This window comes from Pandoraea vervacti (genome assembly GCF_000934605.2).
GTDB classification, from domain to species: Bacteria; Pseudomonadota; Gammaproteobacteria; order Burkholderiales; family Burkholderiaceae; genus Pandoraea; species Pandoraea vervacti.
This window is the reverse complement of record NZ_CP010897.2, coordinates 1,352,460-1,370,444: the sequence shown is the minus strand read 5'-3', so window position 1 is coordinate 1,370,444 and position 17,985 is coordinate 1,352,460. Positions and strand designations below refer to the sequence as shown.

Below are 17,985 nucleotides of genomic sequence, written 5' to 3'. Positions count from 1 at the left end.
GACTCGCGCCATCACCCCATCAACTGGTCCGGCAGCCACAGCGACAGGCCGGGCAACAGGCAGATGAGTACGACGGCCACGATCATCAGCACGACAAACGGCATCACGCCCCAGACGATGTCGCGCAACGCGATATCAGGGGCAGTGTTCTTGATCACGAATATGTTGAGACCGACGGGCGGGTGTATCAACCCCAGTTCCATGACGATCGTCATCACGACGCCGAACCACACCAGATCGAATCCCGCCGCGCGCAGCGGCGGCAGAATGATCGGCGCCGTCATGAGAATGATGCTCACCGGCGGCAGGAAGAAGCCCAGCACGACCACCATCAGCAAGATCGCGGCGAGCAGCACCCAGCGCGACAGTTGCAATCCCACGATCCATTGCGCGGCCGACTGGCTGATGTGCAGATAGCTCATCACGTAGGAATAAAGCAGCGACATGCCGATAATGAACATCAACATCGTCGACTCGCGCAACGTGCCGGTCAGAATCGGCGCCAACTGGCGCGGACGCCACATGCGGTAAATCACCGCGATGAGGGCCAAAGCGAGCAATCCTCCGAGCCCGGCCGTCTCCGACGGCGTCGCATAGCCCCCGTAGAGCGCCGCCATCACGCCGATGAGCAGCGTCACGAACGGCAAAACGCGCGGCAGCAATGCCAGCTTTTCGCGGAGCGTGGCAGGCGGCTCGGTCGGGAACGGCGACGGTGTGCCGTGTCTGGCGAGCGCGACCTGCGCACTGGCGTACTCCTTCCGGTAGCGCCAGGCCGCATAGCAGGAAAACAACCCCACCAGCAGCAAGGCTGGCACGATCCCGGCGAGAAAGAGACGCCCCAGCGACTGCTCCGCTGCCACCGCGTAAAGAATCATGGTGATCGACGGCGGCAGCAGAATGCCCAGCGTGCCGCCCGCCGCAATGATGCCGGCGGCAAATCCCGGCGAATAACCGCGCTGACGCATCTCCGGAATTCCCGCGCTGCCGATAGCCGAACACGTCGCCGGACTCGACCCCGCCATCGCCGCGAACAGGCCGCAGGCGAAGACGTTGGCGATGCCCAACCCGCCCGGAATCCGTCGCATCCACGCATGCAGCGCGAGATACAGATCCTGGCCTGCGCGCGACTTGCCGATCGCCGCGCCCTTCAGAATGAAAAGCGGGATCGACAGCAGCGTAATGCTGGCCATCTCCTCGTAGACGTTCTGCGTCACCGTATCGAGCGACGACGCCGGCATGAATCCGAACATGAACGCCACTGCCACCGCACCGAGGGCAAAGGCGATGGGCATGCCCGAGAACATGGCGACCAGCGTGGCGCCCCCATACAGCAATCCGATACCGAGCTCGCTCATGCGTGCCCTCCCGTGCGATCGGGGGTGTGTCCCCCAGCGTCTGCATTCCCCGAATGTCCGGCAACGCCCGCCTTCATCTCGCAAGCCCCGATCGCGACCTGCAGCAACAGTTGCACCGAGAGCAACGTCATGCCGAACGCCATCAGACCGTACGGAATCGAGAGCGGCGGTCCCCACGTCGAGCTGCTCGTCTGGCCGTCGACGTAGGCTTCCCAGAACAGCGTCCACGACTTCCAGGCGAAGAAGCCGCAGAACGCCAGCGTGAAGATGTCGACGACCCAACGCCGCACGCGGTTCACACGGGGCGAGAGCAGCGTCGTAATCGCTTCGATACCGATGTGCCCGCGCAAATGCTGCACGTGCGCGGCCGAGACGAAGGTCGCACCGACCAGCATGAACACGGCGGCCTCGTCCTGCCAGTCGGTCGCGAGCTTGAGCACGTGCCGCGCAAACACGCTGTAGCTCAGCACGAGTGCGGCGCCCACGAGCGCCAGCATGCACACGACCATCAGCAAGCGACTCACAGCCTGCAAGAGCGCGTCGAGCCGCCGCAGCGCACGTGAGCGAGCCGCCACCGGCTCGGCGCTCGCGACGGCGCCACTCATGCAGGCACCTTCTCGGCAAGCGCGAGCAGCTTCGCGCACGTGTCCGACTTGCTCGCGTAGTCCTTCCACGCGGTGCGCCGGGCAATGTCGCGCCACTTCATGACGGTCGCTTCGTCGAGGTCGTACACTTTTGCGCCGGCCTTCGTGTACACGCTGGCGATCTGCGCATCGTCGGCCTTGGCCGCTTCCGTGCCGAACGACTCCAGTTCCGCGCCGACCTGCAAAATGACCTGCTGCTGGTCCTTGGGCAACTTGTCGAAGACCTGCTTCGACATGAGCAGCGGCTCAAGCATGAACCAGTAGGATTTGTTGCGTCCCGTGGTCAAGTGCTTCGACACTTCTTCGAGTCGGAACGACATGAGGCTGGTCGACGAGGTCATGGCCGCATCCATCGCCCCGGTCTGCATTGCCGCGTACAACTCGTTGGACGGCAGCGAAATCACGGCAGCACCGGCCTCCTTGAGCATCATGTCCATCTCGCGGCTGCCGCCGCGCACCTTGAGACCCTTGGCGTCTTCCGGCGCCACGAGCGGTTTCGCCCGACTGGCAACGCCACCGGCCTGCCAGACCCAGCTCACGATGACGATGTTCTTTTCCGCGAGCACATCGGTGAGCACCTTGCCGATCTCCCCGTTACGCCAGGCGGTGCCCTGCGCATAGGACGTCACCAGTCCAGGCATGAGACCGATATTGAGTTCGCGGACTTCGCCGCCCGCGTAGGGCAGTGGATAAAGCGACAGATCGAGCGCGCCGCGCCGCAACGCCGAGAACTGGGCGTTGGTCTTCATGAGCGAGCTACCCGGGTAGACCTGGAATTTCAGCGCACCGTTGGTGCGCTTCTCGACTTCCTGCGCGAATTTGCGACAGAGCCGGTCGCGAAAATCGCCTTCGGTCAGCGTGCCGCCGGGGAATTGATGGGAAATCTTGAGTGGGCCGGATTGCGCGAATGCGCCGCCCCACGGGCTGGCCAGACCACTGGTGACCAACGCCGATGCGGCGCCCAGCATGAGTTGCCGCCGCAGCGGGGAAGGGGTTGTCTCCATGGCGTCTCCTGTCACTTCTGTCAGTGAAGAACCAGCGAAGCCCGGTGCCTGACATCGCCCGTCACGTGCCTCCTGAACCCTGGAGATCGCGCGTCGGGTGCACCACCGGAACGCCGGCACTGCATGTACGGATGACTGCATTGTTTTGATGTTTCGAGTGCGTGAGTTGCCGCTCTCGGAATGAAATCGTATAGTCAATCCATCACGGTGTATACAAATTGACGGACATAAAAATACAATTTTGGTGTTTACCCCGATCTGCAACGCGGGGTTCGCGCGCTACTTTGGCAACATCCCCCTGCGGCCCCGTCTCACGGGATCGAAACCTGACCGAGCGAGAGCGTCATGACCGTAAAACCCAAGCGATCGGAAGCGCTGCGACAGGCGATCGAGGAGCGCATCGCCGTGGGCGAGTACGCGCCGGGTATGCGGCTCGACGAGGTTGAACTGGCGACTGCTTTCGGGGTGTCGCGGACCCCGTTGCGAGAGGCGCTCATTCAGTTGGCGTCATCGGGAGTGATCGAGATCCGGCCGCGCCGCGGCGCAGTCGTCTCGCAGATCGATCCGCAGCGGCTATGCGAGATGTTCGAGGTCATGGCGGAACTGGAATCGATGTGCGGGCGGCTCGCAGCGCGACGCATTACCGACGACGAACTGAAAGCCTTGCGTGAGACCCACGAGGCCAGCCGGGCGGCCGCCGAGGCGCGGGACATCGACACGTATTACGAAGTGAATGCGCATTTCCATGCGCTCATCTATCAGGCCAGTCACAACACCTATCTTCAGGAAACGGCATTGCAACTGCACCGCCGTCTGCGCGTGTACCGGCGCCTGCAACTGCGCGTGCGCGACCGGCCGCATCAGTCGTTCTCGGAACACGACGCCGTGTTTCGCGCCATCGAGGCAGGCGACGCCGACGCAGCATCCGAACACCTGCGCGCCCACGTCACGGTGCAAGGCGAGCGGTTCGCCGACCTGATGGCCTCGTTGCACGCGCTGGCGCGCAAGACCGGATAAACCGGACACCGGCGACGATGTGACGCTGCCACGATGTCGGGTCGCCGGTTCCGTCAGCGCAGCACGCTTGCCGGGTGCACGCCCCGGTCGCCGGGCAGGGGCGCCAGGGTGGCGCGCAGAATCTTTCGGTGCGAAACCCCTCGCGTATTCGGCGCAATGTCATACCTCGTGTGCTCCTCCATCCATTCGTTGATGCACACGGCCGCCTCGATCTTGCCCTCGTCCATGACCGGACTTCCCTCACGGCTGTTGTCGCCGTACCACGCCAGGAACATGTCGTAGAGGCGCGCGCGATAGGTCGGCCCGCCATGTGCCGGGGCGCTCTCGACGACGGACATGACGTCGCAGCCATCGGCGCGTAACGCGTCCATCGCCCACAGCCAGTGTTCCAGTTCGGCGGTGGTTGCCGATCTGTCCGCTTCCAATAGACGTGTCGCCAGCACCTCGGCCAGATGTTCGCCGTTGACCCGACGGCGAACGAGGTCGGTGTCGGTCGAGATCCAGGCGTCACGCGCCGAAATCGCTCGCGCGATGAGGCCTGCACACGGCCCCGGCATTGGGTAGGCCGTGGCGCCGGCCACCGCGACCGGCGTGTACCCGTCGGGCGTCGGGATATCGAGACGGCCCCCGTGCGTCATGAACAATGCCGCCATCGCCTCGCGGCGCCCGGCAAATGCAGCGTGGTGCATGGCGGTTGCGCCAACCCGAAAGTCCCTCGCACACGCGGGCGCTATCGCATCCGCACATGCGAGCGCTTCGTTTGGGTCGGCGCCATGCCGGATCAGCACGTCAAGCACGCAGCGCGGCACCTGCCGGGACAGGGCATAGATGAGCGGCGGCACACCGCCAAACGCCCCCATGTCATCGCCTGCGCCACCTTCGAGCAGTATCGCCAGTGCCGTCGCGACGTTACCCGTTCCCGTCGGACTCAAGTGAGTCCGCCCGCAGAAAAGGTCGAGCAGACCCTGTACGAAGCTGCCCTCGCCATCACTGGTGCGCGGCAACCCGGCGAGCCGGCTTTCCGCGATGGCCTGCCCGATCAACACGGCAACGGCCGCACCGTCTCCGGCGTCGGACTGATACGCGTGCGCATAGTATTTGTCCAGACCGTGCCCGAGGAACAGCAACGCCGACTCGACGTCGATCGTCTCGTCGATGGTCTGAACGAGGAAATCGGAAGACATGAGCGGCGTGTTTCGCAAGTGCGACATCAACACTTGCGCCGTCACTGGCTCGACATCCAGCGATTGCAGATCTTGCGCCGTCCACGCCTGCGGCGGCATTCGCAGCAGGTGCGCAACGTCCGCGGTCCTGCGCGCAATCGATGCCACGTCCTCGGGACGCAGCGTTGTCGGCGCGCAGTTTGGGCGTCGCTCGAACGGATGGGAAAAGCGCGCCGCGATCTGCACCGGCGGGCTCTGGCGCGCATGCGTCAGGTCGCTCGCGAGTCGTGTCATGCGTGCGCCTTCCCCTTCGGCACGCCGCGGCGAAAGTCGCCCCGCTCGCATCGTCGGTCGCATCGTGCAGGATGTCGCTACGGATGCACCGTGCGATGCTCCCGTGAAATCGGGAAGCGCGCCCGGGACATGCGCGGCATCGCCTGCGCCGTGTTGGTTAGCGCGGTCCGGTTGATCCGATCGCCCCGGCCGATCACCGCGGTATTGCGCTACCCGTTCGCTCAGGCCGGCCATCGTGCCGAATCCCTGCCATCTCCCCGTCGGTTCCATGTGAAATCCCGGTGATGTCCAGCGCACCCATCACGCCGTACCGGTTCGCTTCGGCACGTGCGCCCGCGTGCAAAACGCCGACAGCTTATCCACGACACGCACGGGCAGCCTGCAGAAATCGACTCAACGACAACGGGATCATTCCCTGAAAAGACAACGGGCCACCGGAGCATTCTCCGGCGGCCCGCCGACCTTGACAGGACCCTCGATGGCGCATGACCTCGCCAGGGTCGTGTTCGCTGGCGGCTCACCTCATGCTGCCGCCTTATGTCGCCTTATGTCGCCTTATGTCGCCTTATGTCGCCCTATGTCGCCTGATGTCCATTTATGCCGCCGACGTCACATGCCCTCGCCGATACGACCACACGAGCATGATCACGCCCGCCACGATCATCGGCAACGACAGCCATTGCCCCATCGACAGGCCGAACGACAGAAGGCCCAGGAAGGCGTCCGGTTCGCGCGTGAATTCGGCAAGGAAACGGAACAGGCCGTAGCCCACAAGGAACATACCCGAGACCGCGCCCACCGGACGCGCGCGACGCGCGAAGCACCACAGCAGCACGAACAGCGCCACACCTTCGAGGGCAAACTCGAAGAGTTGCGACGGATATCGCGGCAGGCCATGGAACTGCGCGAAGACCATCGCCAATGCGTGATCGGACATCGCCTGCTGGTGGGCAAACACCCACTGCGCGTCTTCGGCAGCGGCTTGCGGGAACAGCATGGCGAAGCGCGAATCGGGCGACGTGACACGCCCCCACAGTTCCCCGTTGATGAAGTTGCCCAGGCGCCCTGCGGCAAGCCCCAGCGGGATCATTGGCGCGATCAGGTCGGTACCTTCGAGCAGGGAGTGACCGCGACGGCGCGTGAACAGCCACATCGCGACGAGCACGCCGAGAAAGCCGCCATGGAACGACATGCCGCCTTCCCACACCTTGAAGATATCGAGCGGATTCGCAAGATAGAACGACAGCTTGTAGAAGACCACATAGCCCAGACGACCGCCAAGAATCACGCCGAGCACACCGTAGAACAGCATGTCGTCGAGATCCTGCGCCTTCCAGCCTTGCGCCGCGATGGACGGTTGGCGCACGCGCAAGCGTCCCACGAGCAGGAAAAGAATGAAGCCGACCAGATACATCAGGCCGTACCAGCGAATCGCGAGCGGGCCGAGGTGAATCGCAACCGGATCGAATTGAGGATGAATCAGCATGGATCAGAAGAATGGAGTCGTGAACAAAAAGTTCCGCCAGAGAGGAGGAGGCCGCCATCGTGCGCACCATCATGTGCGCTGTCGTCATGCGGTTGCCGCCATCGTCCGCCATCGCCCCGGAACGCCTGTGCCGCCGGATAAGACGTAGGCACCGCAAGCGACGGGATGGGCAGCACAATACCACGAGCCCGCGACGATGCGGCACGCAAATGGCCCGTCTTCACGACGGCCTCCTCGCATCGATGCCCTTGCTGCGCTCAGGCAGAGAGCGTTGCCCCTGGCGGCGTATGCGCCACACCTCGTGCCGTCTCGAGAAACCCTTCGAGCACCGGCGTGACCTCCGCCGTACGCCAGAGCAAGCCCGTCTCGATGAGAGCGCTCGTCTCGCGCAGCGCCCGGTACGTCACCCCGGTGCGCCGCAGATGACACAACGACTGCGGCACGAGCGCGACCCCCATGCCGGCCGAGACCAGACTCACGATCGTCTGCATCTGGATCGCTTCCTGGCCCACCCGCGGCGTGAGCCCGAGCGCACCGTAGCATCCCATGATGATGTCGTAGAACGCCGGGGCGACGCGCCTTGGGAAGATGACAAGCGGCTCGTCCGCGAAGTCGGCCAGACTCACTGCGGCGCCGGGCTGTACGTCGACGGCATCGCGTTGCCCGGGCGCTGTCTGCATGGCGTCACCTCGCGCGGCAGGCAGCGCCAGCATCAGCGGCTCCCGAATGATCGGCAGGTAAGACAATTCGTTGGCAAAACGCGCGGGCACCGGCGGAATAAACAGACCGGCGTCGATGCGCCCGTCCATGAGCGCCTCGACCTGCACGTCGCTCGTGGCTTCGAACAGTTGCAGGCGAACGCGCGGGTAACGCTCGCCGAATTCACGCAACAGCGGCGGCAGAATGCCGTAGTCCGCCGTGGAGACGAATCCCAGCGAGAGCGTGCCGACCTCGCCGTGCGCCAGTCCCTGCGCGAGGGCGGGCAGCGCATCGGCGTCCGCGAGAATGCGGCGGACTTCCGGCAATAGTTGCCGCCCTACGGCGGTCAGTTCGACGGAGCGATTGGTGCGCACGAACAAGGGCGCACCGAGCGAGGCCTCCAGCGCCCGAATCTGCTGCGAGAGCGGCGGCTGGGTCATCGAGAGGCGCTGCGCGGCGCGCCCGAAGTGACGTTCCTCGGCCACGGCGACGAAGTAGCGGAACTGACGTAAGTCCATGATATGTTTTTCGACTCAATCCGAGTCAAATAATATATTTGACAAGCATTCAAGGAAAGACGAATCTTGACGTCCGGCCAAATCGAGCCGGGTCCGTCTGCGCAGGGCGCGCTTGTCGCGCCGCGTGGGACGGATCGGCAAATGGCACTCGAAAGTGCCACACGGCCCCGGTTTTCGTTCATCCCACAAGCCAGCGTTTCAGACACGACCATGCCTCAATACCGTTCCCGCACTTCGACCCACGGCCGCAACATGGCCGGCGCCCGCGCCCTGTGGCGCGCCACCGGCATGACCGACGCCGACTTCGGCAAGCCGATCATTGCCGTCGTGAACTCGTTCACGCAATTCGTGCCGGGTCACGTGCACCTGCGCGATCTGGGCGCCATCGTGGCCAAGGAGATCGAAGCGGCCGGCGGCGTGGCCAAGGAATTCAACACGATCGCCGTGGACGACGGCATCGCCATGGGGCACGGCGGCATGCTGTACTCGCTGCCCTCGCGCGAACTGATCGCCGACTCGGTGGAATACATGGTCAATGCGCACTGCGCCGACGCCATGGTCTGCATCTCCAACTGCGACAAGATCACCCCGGGCATGCTCATGGCTGCCATGCGTCTGAACATTCCGGTCGTGTTCGTCTCGGGCGGGCCGATGGAAGCCGGCAAGGTCAAGTCGGGCGATGGACAGGTGATCGCGAAGATCGACCTGATCGACGCCATGATCAAGGCCGCCGATCCGAAGATCAGCGACGCCGAAGTGGCCGAAGTCGAGCGCAGCGCGTGTCCGACGTGCGGTTCGTGCTCGGGCATGTTCACCGCCAACTCGATGAACTGCCTGACCGAAGCCATTGGTCTGGCGCTGCCGGGCAACGGCACCATCGTCGCCACGCACGCCTGGCGTCGCGGCCTGTTCGAACAGGCCGGGCGTCTCGTGGTCGATCTGTGCCGTCGCTACTATCAGGAAGAGGACGCCTCGGTCCTGCCGCGCAACATCGCCACCAAGGCGGCGTTCGAAAACGCCATGGCGCTCGACGTCGCCATGGGCGGCTCGACCAACACCGTGCTGCACCTGCTCGCCGCCGCGCAGGAAGCCGGCGTCGACTTCAAGATGGCCGACATCGACCGCATCTCGCGCAACGTGCCCTGCCTGTGCAAGGCCGCCCCGGCGACCGACAAGTACCACATCGAAGATGTGCACCGCGCCGGCGGCATCATCGGCATTCTGGGCGAACTCGCCCGTGGCGGCCTGCTCGACACGTCGTGCGGCAACGTGCACAGCGGCACGCTCGGTGAGGCCATCGCCAAGTGGGACGTGAAGGACAGCGCCAACGACCGCGCGCAAACCTTCTACAGCGCCGCCCCGGGCGGCGTGCCGACGACCATCGCCTTCAGCCAGTCGTCGACCTACCCGTCGCTCGACCTGAACCGCGAAGTCGGTTGCATCCGCGACAAGGAACACGCCTACACGAAGGACGGCGGTCTGGCCGTGCTGTACGGCAACCTCGCCGAAAAGGGTTGCATCGTGAAGACGGCCGGCGTGGACGAATCGCAGTGGGTCTTCACCGGCCGCGCGCGCGTGTTCGAGAGCCAGGACGATGCCGTCGAAGGCATTCTGGGCGACAAGGTCCAGCCGGGCGACGTGGTCGTGATCCGTTACGAAGGCCCGAAGGGCGGCCCGGGCATGCAGGAAATGCTGTACCCGACGTCGTATCTGAAGTCGAAGGGGCTGGGCAAGACGTGCGCCCTGTTCACGGACGGTCGTTTCTCCGGCGGTTCGTCGGGGCTGGTGATCGGTCACGCTTCGCCCGAAGCGGCCGAAGGCGGCACCATTGGGCTGGTGGAAGACGGCGACGTGATCGAGATCGACATCACCCAGCGCAAGATGCACCTGGCCGTGTCGGACGAAGAACTCGCCCGTCGCCGCGTCGCCATGGAAGCCCGAGGCGACGCGGCATGGCAACCGCTCAACCGTGAGCGCGTGGTATCGCAGGCGCTGCAGGCCTACGCTGCGCTGGCCACCTCGGCCGACCGCGGCGCCGTGCGCGATCTGTCGCAGTTGAAGCTCGGCAAGCGCGGTTGACGCTTCGCTCGCGGTCAACGGTCGTACCGGGAGCGGCGCCTCGCGAAGGGGTCGCTCCCGCGCAGTCGAAAAGCAATGACATGGGGCGGCGCTCCGGATTTTTCGGGGTGCCGCCCGCAAGCCAGCGTGATACAACTTCGCCTGTGTGCGACGCTGCGACAGCCCGTGGCGTGGCCCATCCCCACAAGGAGAGAGACGTCATGGCATTCAACCGTCGTTCGCGCAACGTCACGCAAGGCGTGGCACGCTCGCCCAACCGCTCGATGTACTACGCGCTGGGCTACAAGGAAGAAGACTTCGACAACCCGATGATCGGCGTGGCGAACGGCCATTCGACCATCACCCCGTGCAATGCGGGGCTACAGCGTCTGACCGACGCTGCGGTCGACGCCATCAAGACCCACCAGGCCAATCCACAAACGTTCGGCACCCCCACCATTTCCGACGGCATGTCCATGGGCACCGAGGGCATGAAATACTCGCTCGTCTCGCGCGAGGTGATCGCCGACTGTATCGAGACGGCCGTGCAGGGCCAGTGGATGGACGGCGTGGTCGTCATCGGGGGCTGCGACAAGAACATGCCCGGGGGCATGATTGCGCTCGCGCGTATCAATGTGCCGGGCATCTACGTCTACGGCGGCACCATCAAGCCGGGCAACTGGAAAGGCAAGGACCTCACCATCGTCTCCTCGTTCGAAGCCGTGGGCGAGTTCACCGCCGGGCGCATGACCGAGGCGGACTTCAAGGGCATCGAGAAAAATGCCTGCCCGTCGACCGGCTCCTGCGGCGGCATGTACACGGCCAACACGATGAGTTCGTCGTTCGAGGCGCTGGGCATGTCCCTGCTCTACTCGTCGACGATGGCAAACCCCGATCAGGAGAAAGTCGACTCCGCCGCAGAATCGGCGCGCGTGCTGATCGAAGCCGTGAAGAAAGATCTCAAGCCGCGCGACATCATCACGCGCAAGTCCATCGAGAACGCCGTCGCGCTGATCATGGCCACGGGCGGCTCGACCAACGCCGTGCTGCACTATCTCGCCATTGCGCATGCCGCGGACGTCGAATGGAGCATCGAGGACTTCGAGCGCATTCGTGCGCGCGTGCCGGTCATCTGCGATCTGAAACCGTCGGGCAAATACGTGGCGACGGATCTGCACAAGGCCGGCGGCATTCCGCAAGTGCTCAAGATCCTGCTCGACGCCGGCCTGCTGCACGGCGAGTGCATGACCATCACCGGGCGCACCCTCGCCGAAGCACTCAAGGACGTGCCGTCGGTGCCCCGCGCCGATCAGCAGGTGATCTTTCCCATCGAGAAAGCGCTGTACAAGCAAGGCCATCTCGCCATTCTCAAGGGCAACCTCGCCGAAGACGGCGCGGTGGCGAAGATCACCGGCCTGAAGAACCCGGTGATCACCGGTCCGGCGCGCGTGTTCGACGACGAACAAAGCGCGATGGAGGCCATTCTCAGCGACAAGATTCAGGCAGGCGACATTCTGGTGCTGCGCTATCTCGGCCCGAAGGGCGGCCCCGGCATGCCGGAGATGCTCGCGCCCACCTCGGCGATCATCGGCAAGGGGCTTGGCGAGTCCGTCGGCTTCATTACCGACGGCCGGTTCTCCGGCGGGACGTGGGGCATGGTGGTCGGTCACGTGGCGCCCGAGGCGTTCGTCGGCGGCGCCATCGCGCTGGTTCAGGAAGGCGACTCGATCACCATCGATGCGCACAAGCTGCTGCTGCAACTGAACGTGGCCAACGATGAACTCGCCCGCCGCCGCGCCGCCTGGAAGGCGCCGGCGCCGCGCTACACGCGAGGGGTACTGGCCAAGTACGCCGCCCTTGCGCAACCGGCCAACAGGGGCGGCTCGACGGGTCGAGGACGGGCTGAGATCGGTCGTACAGCCGCGCGGCCGCACGATCAAACGATCAAACGATCACACGACAGTGACCGAACCCAACACGGCACGCGCCGCATCTCCGGCGGGCGTGCCGTTTTTTCATGCGTCGGCATGACGCGGCAGCAAGGCCCGGCGTCGCCGTATAATGGCGCGTCGATGCACCTGCCTGAAGTCGTCGCCTACAGACGTCCGCAGTGCGTCGCGCAGGAATTCCATCAACGGTCGGGGAGTATCGAATGAAGGGATTGGCCGGCGTCCATGCCAGGACGATGCTGAGCGCATGTCTGATGTGTCTGACGTTGACGTCAGGCGCGGTCTTTGCACAATCCGCGCCCGCGTCCGACGTGCCGGACGCACGGGCGATGGAAAAGCTCGCGCGCTCGCGCAACTGCATGACGTGCCACGCCCCCGACCGGACATTGCTCGCGCCGTCGTACCGGGACATCGCGAAGCGCTATGCCGGGCAGCCCGGCGCGGCCGACGAACTGGCGCGCGCCATTACGGACGGCAGCCAGGGCAAATGGGGCAAGATTCCGATGCCCGCGAGCCTGCAACTCGCGCCGGGCGAGGCCAATCGGCTCGCCGAATGGATTCTGGGAATGGCGCGACCCTCGCGCTCCTGAGAAGGCTACCGGCGCCGCACCTCATGCCGTCGCGCCTGATGCTGCCCCCGAAAGGGCATCGCCTCAGCCTCCGTCATCCCTGACTGCGCACCTGCTTCGCGACCTCTTCGATGACCGCCTGACGAATACGGTCGGGCAGTTGGGCCTGCAAGGCATCGGCGACCTGCTTGCCGATCAGTTGCACGAGCCAGGACGTCTGATCGATCAACGCGTCGTGACAACGGCGCTCCACCATCGTCGTGATCTCGTCGGCCAGTTGCAGCGTGAGCCGCGCGCTCACGCGCTCGGCAAAGACTGCGACGTCGGCCGGCACACCGCGCTCGCCCCCATCGGCCGTCGCAGTCTCGTCTGCCAACGCTTCGGGCGGCGCCGCCTCCCCCGTCGCGAGCACTTCGGTCAGCGTGGGAATGCCGGGGTCGTTGCGCTCGGGCTCGTTCGTCACGGTCAACCTCGTTGGTCGTAATTGTTCAGCGTATAGCCACGGTCACGGTAGAAGCGATAACGCTCGCGCGCCCCCGACAAGTCTTCGGGCGAGTCGCCAATGATCTCCACGACCCGTTCGAAGCGCGCAAAGTGCGTCGGCACGCTGCCGGCGAGATTGAGCAGCACCTGATGATGTTGCGCCTCTTCGTCGGGCGCCGCGAGCACGACAGGCGTCTTCGCGGCGAGCGGGTCGCCGGTGAAGCAATGGGGCACGAACTCCAGCGGCGAGAACGTCCACAACGTCTGGTCGAACGCGCGCAGCACGTCGGGCTCGGCCACGACCACGAGCGTCTGGCCGGCCCCGTAGACCTTGCGCGCGAACCGGCACGCATATTCGAGCCGGTTCGCCACATGGGTGTGAAAGTCGACGCGGGTCACCGGGCTTCGCGATCGATCAGGAACTGCGTGAGCAATGGCACCGGACGGCCCGTTGCGCCCTTGGCGGCGCCGCTCTTCCACGCCGTGCCGGCGATGTCCAGGTGCGCCCACTCGTATTTCTCGGTAAAGCGCGCCAGAAAGCATGCCGCCGTCACGCTACCGGCCGGGCGTCCGCCAATGTTCGCCACATCGGCAAAGTTCGACTTGAGCTGTTCCTGATACTCGTCTTCGACCGGCAGACGCCACGCCGTGTCGCCCGTCGTGCGACCGGCCGCCAGCAGTTCGTCGGCCAGTGCATCGCTCTTCGAGAACAGGCCGGAGTTCACGTGGCCGAGCGCGATGATGCAAGCGCCGGTGAGCGTGGCGACGTCGATCACTGCGGCCGGGTGGAAGCGTTCCGCGTACGTGAGCGCGTCGCACAGGATCAGACGGCCTTCGGCATCGGTGTTGAGCACTTCGATCGTCTGGCCGGACATGCTCGTGACCACATCGCCCGGCTTCGTCGCCTGACCGCTCGGCATGTTCTCCGTGGCCGGCACGATCGCGATGACATTGAGCTTGAGGCCCATCTCTGCCACTGCACGGATCGTGCCGAACACCGAACCCGCGCCGCACATGTCGTATTTCATCTCGTCCATGCCCTCGCCCGGCTTGAGCGAGATGCCGCCCGTGTCGAACGTCACACCCTTGCCTACGAGCACGATCGGCGCCTGCTTGGCGCCGCCGCCTTCATATTTGAGGACGATGAACTGCGGCGGCTGTACCGAGCCACGGGCGACCGACAGGAACGACCCCATCTTGAGCGCCTCGATCTGCTTCGGTCCGAGGATTTCCGACTTGAGCTTGAATTCGCGGGCCAGCTTGCGGGCCGTGTCCGCCAGGTAGGTCGGCGTGCATACGTTGCCCGGCAGGTTGCCGAGATCCTTGGTGAGCGCCATGCCGTTGGCAATGGCTTCGCCTTGCTTCGCGGCCAGCTTGGCGGCCTTCAGATCTTCCGGGGAGACAGAGAAGACGACCTTGCGCAGCACCGTGCTGGCGGCGTCGACCTTGCTCTTCATCTGCGTGAAGCGGTAGGTCGCATCGCGCAGGGCCAGCACCGACGCACGCACGGCCCATGCGGGGTCCTGCTTGACGATTTTGGCTTGCGGCAGCGTCCAGAGGGCGTCCGTGGCGCGCGAGGCAAGCACGGCGCGCACGGCGGCACGGGACGCTTCGTTGAATTGCTTCTGCGAGAGCTGGTCTTCGCGCCCGAGACCGACGAACAGCACACGTGCCGGACTCCAGCCGGCGACCTCGTGCAGCATCAGCGTGCTGCCGAGCTTGCCATCGAGTTCGCCACGCTTGACCATGCGTGCGAGCAGGCCCTTGCTCGCCGCATCGAGCGCCTTGGCGAGTCCTGCGAGCGGCTGCTGCTCGAACACCCCCACCACCAGACATTCGGTCTTTGCGTTGGCGAGACCGGCCTGGCCCGCCTTGGTCGAATCGAAGGCTTTTGTGCTAAAGTCCATCGCGCTTTCCTCGGGTAAAATTCGTACGAGCCGCAATTATCCGCTTTTTTCCGCGCTCGCCCAACCGCGAGAGCACCCCAACCGTCATCACATGATTTTTCAGCGTTCCCTGCAGCGCGAGCTGAACTACACCGCCGGGGCCGTCTTCATGGTGCTGATCACCGTCATGCTCACCACCATGATGATCCGCATCCTGGGCTTCGCCGCGTCGGGGAAAGCCGATCCGCGCGACGTGCTCGTGCTCATCGGCCTGGCCGTGATCGGCTACCTCGCCGTCATTCTGATCGTGACGCTTTTCGTCTCGATCCTGTTCGTCCTCACCCGGTGGTACCGCGACTCCGAAATGGTCGTGTGGTTTGCCTCGGGCCTGTCGATCACCGACTTCATCAAGCCGGTGCTGCGCTTTGCCACCCCCTATCTCGCTGTCGTCACGTTCTGCGCCCTGGTCGCGTGGCCGTGGGCGAACCAGCAGATTTCGGCGCTCGAAGCCCGCTTCGCCAAGCGCGACGACGTCTCGATGATCTCTCCCGGCCAGTTCCGCGAGAGCGCAGCGAGCCATCGCGTGTTCTTCGTCGAGACGGTCTCGGGCGACGCCACCCAGGTCCACAACGTCTTCGTCTCCGGCACGGAGAACGGCAAGGTCAACGTCGTCGTCTCGAAAGACGGTCACATCGAGACGGCCAAGGACGGTAACCGTTACATCGTGCTGGAAAAAGGTCGCCGCTACGACGGCGTGCCCGGGCAGCCCGACTACCGTGTGATGGAGTTCGAGCGCTACGGCGTAAAGATCGACAACCCGACGGCCACCGACACCGACAATACGCCGACCAAGGGCGTGCCCACGGCGCGTCTGTTCCGCGAAATCCAGAATCCGATTTTCCGCGGTGAAATCGTCTGGCGCATCGGCCTGCCGCTACTCGCGCTCGCGCTGGTGTTGCTCGCGGTACCGCTGGCCTATCAGAACCCCCGTCACGGACGCACCGTGAACCTTGTGATGGCCGTGCTCATCTACCTCGCCTACACCAACCTGCTGAGCCTGTCGCAGGCTTGGGTGGCCCAGGAGCGTCTGCCGCTTGCCATCGGTATCTGGCTGCTTCACGCGCTCGCCATGGCGATCATCGTGCTGCTTTACGTGCGACGCGTGCGCTTTCGCGGCCTGTTCGGCCGACGTCGCAACAACGGATCCGACGGGATGCGCGCATCGGGAGGGGCTCGCTGATGCGCGTCTACGAGAAATATTTTGCGCGCCAGATCTATCTGGCGTTCCTCTTCGTTCTGCTTGCGTTCGTCGGCCTGTTCGTCTTCTTCGATCTGGTGAGCGAACTCGGCGACGTCGGCCGTGGCGGCTACCGGTTTCAGCATGCGCTGGCCTATGTGTTGCTGTTCGCCCCGCAGCGCATGTATGAAATCATTCCGGTCGCCTCGCTGATTGCCGCGATCTATGTGTGTGCGCAACTGGCCGGTAACTCGGAATTCACGATCTTCCGCGTCTCCGGACTGTCGACGGGTCAGGCGTTGCGCTCGCTGCTCAAGATCGGTCTCCCGGTCGTGCTCATCACCTTCGGGATCGGCGAGTACATTGCGCCGAATGCCGAACAGCTCGCGCAGAAAATCCGCCTCGAAGCGCTGGGCAGTTCAGTCTCGGCTGGCTTTCGTTCCGGCGTTTGGGTCAAGGACACGGTCGATCAGGACGGCCAGCGCGTGACCCGCTTCATTAACGTGGGCACCCTCAATCCGGACAACTCGATCGCCAATGTGCGCATCTACGAGTTCGACGACAAGTTGCGGCTCGACAGTGTGCGTCTGGCCAAGCTGGGACAGTTCGATGCGCCGAATTTCTGGAAGTTGACGGACGTGTCCGAGACGGTCTTCACGGCAACGGCGGACGCGACCACCAGCAGCGATCCGCTGCGTGCGCTCGTGCAGAGCAAACAGGTGCATATCGACTCCGTGCAGATGCGCTCCGAGCTGACGCCGCAAATCCTGTCGGTGCTGATGGTGTCGCCCGACAACATGGCCATCGGCAGCCTGTACCGCTACATCGGCCACCTGAAGGAAAATCAGCAGAACACCGACCGCTACAACCTCGCGCTCTGGCAAAAACTGCTGTATCCGTTCGCCGTGTTCGTGATGATGGCGCTGGCCTTGCCGTTCGCCTACCTGCACGCGCGTGCCGGGGCCATCGGCCTGAAGGTGTTCGGCGGGATCATGCTCGGCATGAGCTTCCAGTTGCTCAACAATCTGTTCTCGCACCTCGGGTTGCTCAACACTTGGCCAGCGTGGTTCACCGCGGCGTTACCGTCGTTGCTCTATCTGGTGCTCGCCATCGGGGCGTTGCGCTGGGTGGACAAGCATTGAGGTCATGTCGATGAGCGGCAAACCCGGCGTCGTTCTCTTCGCCCATGGCTCGCGCGACCCGCGCTGGGCCGAGCCGTTCGAGCGCCTGCGCGACAAGGTGGTCGCGCAGCGCCCCGATGCCATCGTCTGCCTCGCGTTTCTGGAACTGATGACACCCGGTCTGGCCGATGCCGTTGCCGCCCTCGTTTCGCAGGGCTGCGACGACGTGACCGTCGTGCCGGTATTCCTCGGACAGGGCGGACATGTCCGACGCGATCTCCCCGTGCTCGCCGACGCATGCCGCAGCGCGCATCCCGGCATCACGCTGCACCTGAGCGCTGCCGTCGGCGAAGACGACACGGTCCTTCAGGCGCTCGCATCGTACTGCGCCAACGAGGTTGTGCGGGGCTGAAGGCCATTCCGGGCCGCCCGTTCAGCGATCTCGTCTCCATCGCCCCTTCCGCCCCTTCCCTCCCCTCCCCTCCAAGCCCTTTCCCCATCT

Annotated in this window: 15 protein-coding genes and 1 pseudogene; 7 read left to right on the top strand and 9 right to left on the bottom strand. The window is 64.6% G+C overall.

The annotated features are described in order from the left end of the window. Positions 1-11: 11 nt before the first annotated feature. Genes UC34_RS06210 through dctP form a run of 3 tightly spaced genes read right to left on the bottom strand, consistent with a single transcriptional unit; the run spans position 12 to position 3,003 of the window. Positions 12-1,355 (bottom strand): TRAP transporter large permease, encoded by a 1,344-nt coding sequence (locus tag UC34_RS06210; protein ID WP_044454697.1) that lies wholly within the window; start codon positions 1,353-1,355, stop codon positions 12-14. Further along, the gene (locus UC34_RS06205; protein ID WP_044454695.1) at positions 1,352-1,960 is read right to left on the bottom strand and encodes a TRAP transporter small permease; all 609 of its coding nucleotides are present in this window, start codon (positions 1,958-1,960) and stop codon (positions 1,352-1,354) included. The genes UC34_RS06210 and UC34_RS06205 overlap by 4 nt, the downstream gene beginning before the upstream one ends. Beyond that, positions 1,957-3,003: a TRAP transporter substrate-binding protein DctP gene (dctP, locus tag UC34_RS06200; protein ID WP_044454693.1), complete on the bottom strand. Its 1,047-nt coding sequence runs from the start codon at positions 3,001-3,003 to the stop codon at positions 1,957-1,959. Before dctP ends, UC34_RS06205 begins: the two co-directional genes overlap by 4 nt. A gap of 345 nt (positions 3,004-3,348) precedes the next feature. Here dctP and UC34_RS06195 point away from each other — a divergent pair, with 345 nt between their 5' ends. Continuing rightward, positions 3,349-4,020, top strand: coding sequence for a GntR family transcriptional regulator (locus tag UC34_RS06195; RefSeq protein ID WP_044454691.1), 672 nt, complete (start codon positions 3,349-3,351; stop codon positions 4,018-4,020). 53 nt (positions 4,021-4,073) lie between these two features. Here UC34_RS06195 and UC34_RS06190 read toward each other — a convergent pair whose 3' ends face one another. The 3 genes from UC34_RS06190 to UC34_RS06180 form a co-directional block, all read right to left on the bottom strand. Next, the gene (locus tag UC34_RS06190) at positions 4,074-5,477 is read right to left on the bottom strand and encodes an ion transporter (protein ID WP_157123054.1); all 1,404 of its coding nucleotides are present in this window, start codon (positions 5,475-5,477) and stop codon (positions 4,074-4,076) included. Positions 5,478-6,072: 595 nt separating this feature from the next. After that, positions 6,073-6,963, bottom strand: coding sequence for a prolipoprotein diacylglyceryl transferase (lgt, locus tag UC34_RS06185; protein WP_044454687.1), 891 nt, complete (start codon positions 6,961-6,963; stop codon positions 6,073-6,075). 257 nt (positions 6,964-7,220) lie between these two features. After that, positions 7,221-8,180, bottom strand: a complete 960-nt coding sequence (locus tag UC34_RS06180; protein ID WP_044454686.1) for a LysR family transcriptional regulator — start codon at positions 8,178-8,180, stop codon at positions 7,221-7,223. A 210-nt stretch (positions 8,181-8,390) separates the two neighbouring features. Here UC34_RS06180 and ilvD (UC34_RS06175) point away from each other — a divergent pair, with 210 nt between their 5' ends. The 3 genes and pseudogenes from ilvD (UC34_RS06175) to UC34_RS06165 all read left to right on the top strand — a co-directional run bounded on the left by ilvD (UC34_RS06175) (position 8,391) and on the right by UC34_RS06165 (position 12,777). Then, positions 8,391-10,259 carry a dihydroxy-acid dehydratase gene (ilvD, locus tag UC34_RS06175; protein WP_044457825.1) on the top strand — a complete coding sequence of 623 codons (1,869 nt, stop codon included), beginning with the start codon at positions 8,391-8,393 and terminating at the stop codon, positions 10,257-10,259. Positions 10,260-10,459: 200 nt separating this feature from the next. Then, positions 10,460-12,130, top strand: a pseudogene (gene ilvD / locus UC34_RS06170) (dihydroxy-acid dehydratase); the annotation flags it as partial. Between the two features lie 260 nt (positions 12,131-12,390). Then, entirely contained in the window at positions 12,391-12,777 is a 387-nt protein-coding gene (locus tag UC34_RS06165) for a c-type cytochrome (protein ID WP_237165251.1), read from the top strand. Between the two features lie 73 nt (positions 12,778-12,850). Here UC34_RS06165 and UC34_RS06160 read toward each other — a convergent pair whose 3' ends face one another. The 3 genes from UC34_RS06160 to UC34_RS06150 are packed head-to-tail and all read right to left on the bottom strand — an operon-like array spanning position 12,851 to position 15,146. Continuing rightward, positions 12,851-13,219 (bottom strand): DUF2486 family protein, encoded by a 369-nt coding sequence (locus UC34_RS06160; protein WP_052810916.1) that lies wholly within the window; start codon positions 13,217-13,219, stop codon positions 12,851-12,853. A 2-nt stretch (positions 13,220-13,221) separates the two neighbouring features. Further along, the gene (locus UC34_RS06155) at positions 13,222-13,638 is read right to left on the bottom strand and encodes a DNA polymerase III subunit chi (RefSeq protein ID WP_044454684.1); all 417 of its coding nucleotides are present in this window, start codon (positions 13,636-13,638) and stop codon (positions 13,222-13,224) included. Further along, positions 13,635-15,146, bottom strand: coding sequence for a leucyl aminopeptidase (locus UC34_RS06150; RefSeq protein ID WP_044454682.1), 1,512 nt, complete (start codon positions 15,144-15,146; stop codon positions 13,635-13,637). Before UC34_RS06150 ends, UC34_RS06155 begins: the two co-directional genes overlap by 4 nt. Before the next feature lie 91 nt (positions 15,147-15,237). Here UC34_RS06150 and lptF point away from each other — a divergent pair, with 91 nt between their 5' ends. The 3 genes from lptF to UC34_RS06135 are packed head-to-tail and all read left to right on the top strand — an operon-like array spanning position 15,238 to position 17,895. After that, positions 15,238-16,365 (top strand): LPS export ABC transporter permease LptF, encoded by a 1,128-nt coding sequence (gene lptF / locus UC34_RS06145; RefSeq protein WP_044454680.1) that lies wholly within the window; start codon positions 15,238-15,240, stop codon positions 16,363-16,365. Then, positions 16,365-17,504 carry an LPS export ABC transporter permease LptG gene (gene lptG / locus UC34_RS06140; RefSeq protein WP_044454678.1) on the top strand — a complete coding sequence of 380 codons (1,140 nt, stop codon included), beginning with the start codon at positions 16,365-16,367 and terminating at the stop codon, positions 17,502-17,504. Before lptF ends, lptG begins: the two co-directional genes overlap by 1 nt. A 10-nt stretch (positions 17,505-17,514) precedes the next feature. Continuing rightward, positions 17,515-17,895 (top strand): sirohydrochlorin chelatase, encoded by a 381-nt coding sequence (locus UC34_RS06135; protein WP_044457822.1) that lies wholly within the window; start codon positions 17,515-17,517, stop codon positions 17,893-17,895. The last annotated feature ends 90 nt before the right edge of the window (positions 17,896-17,985 follow it).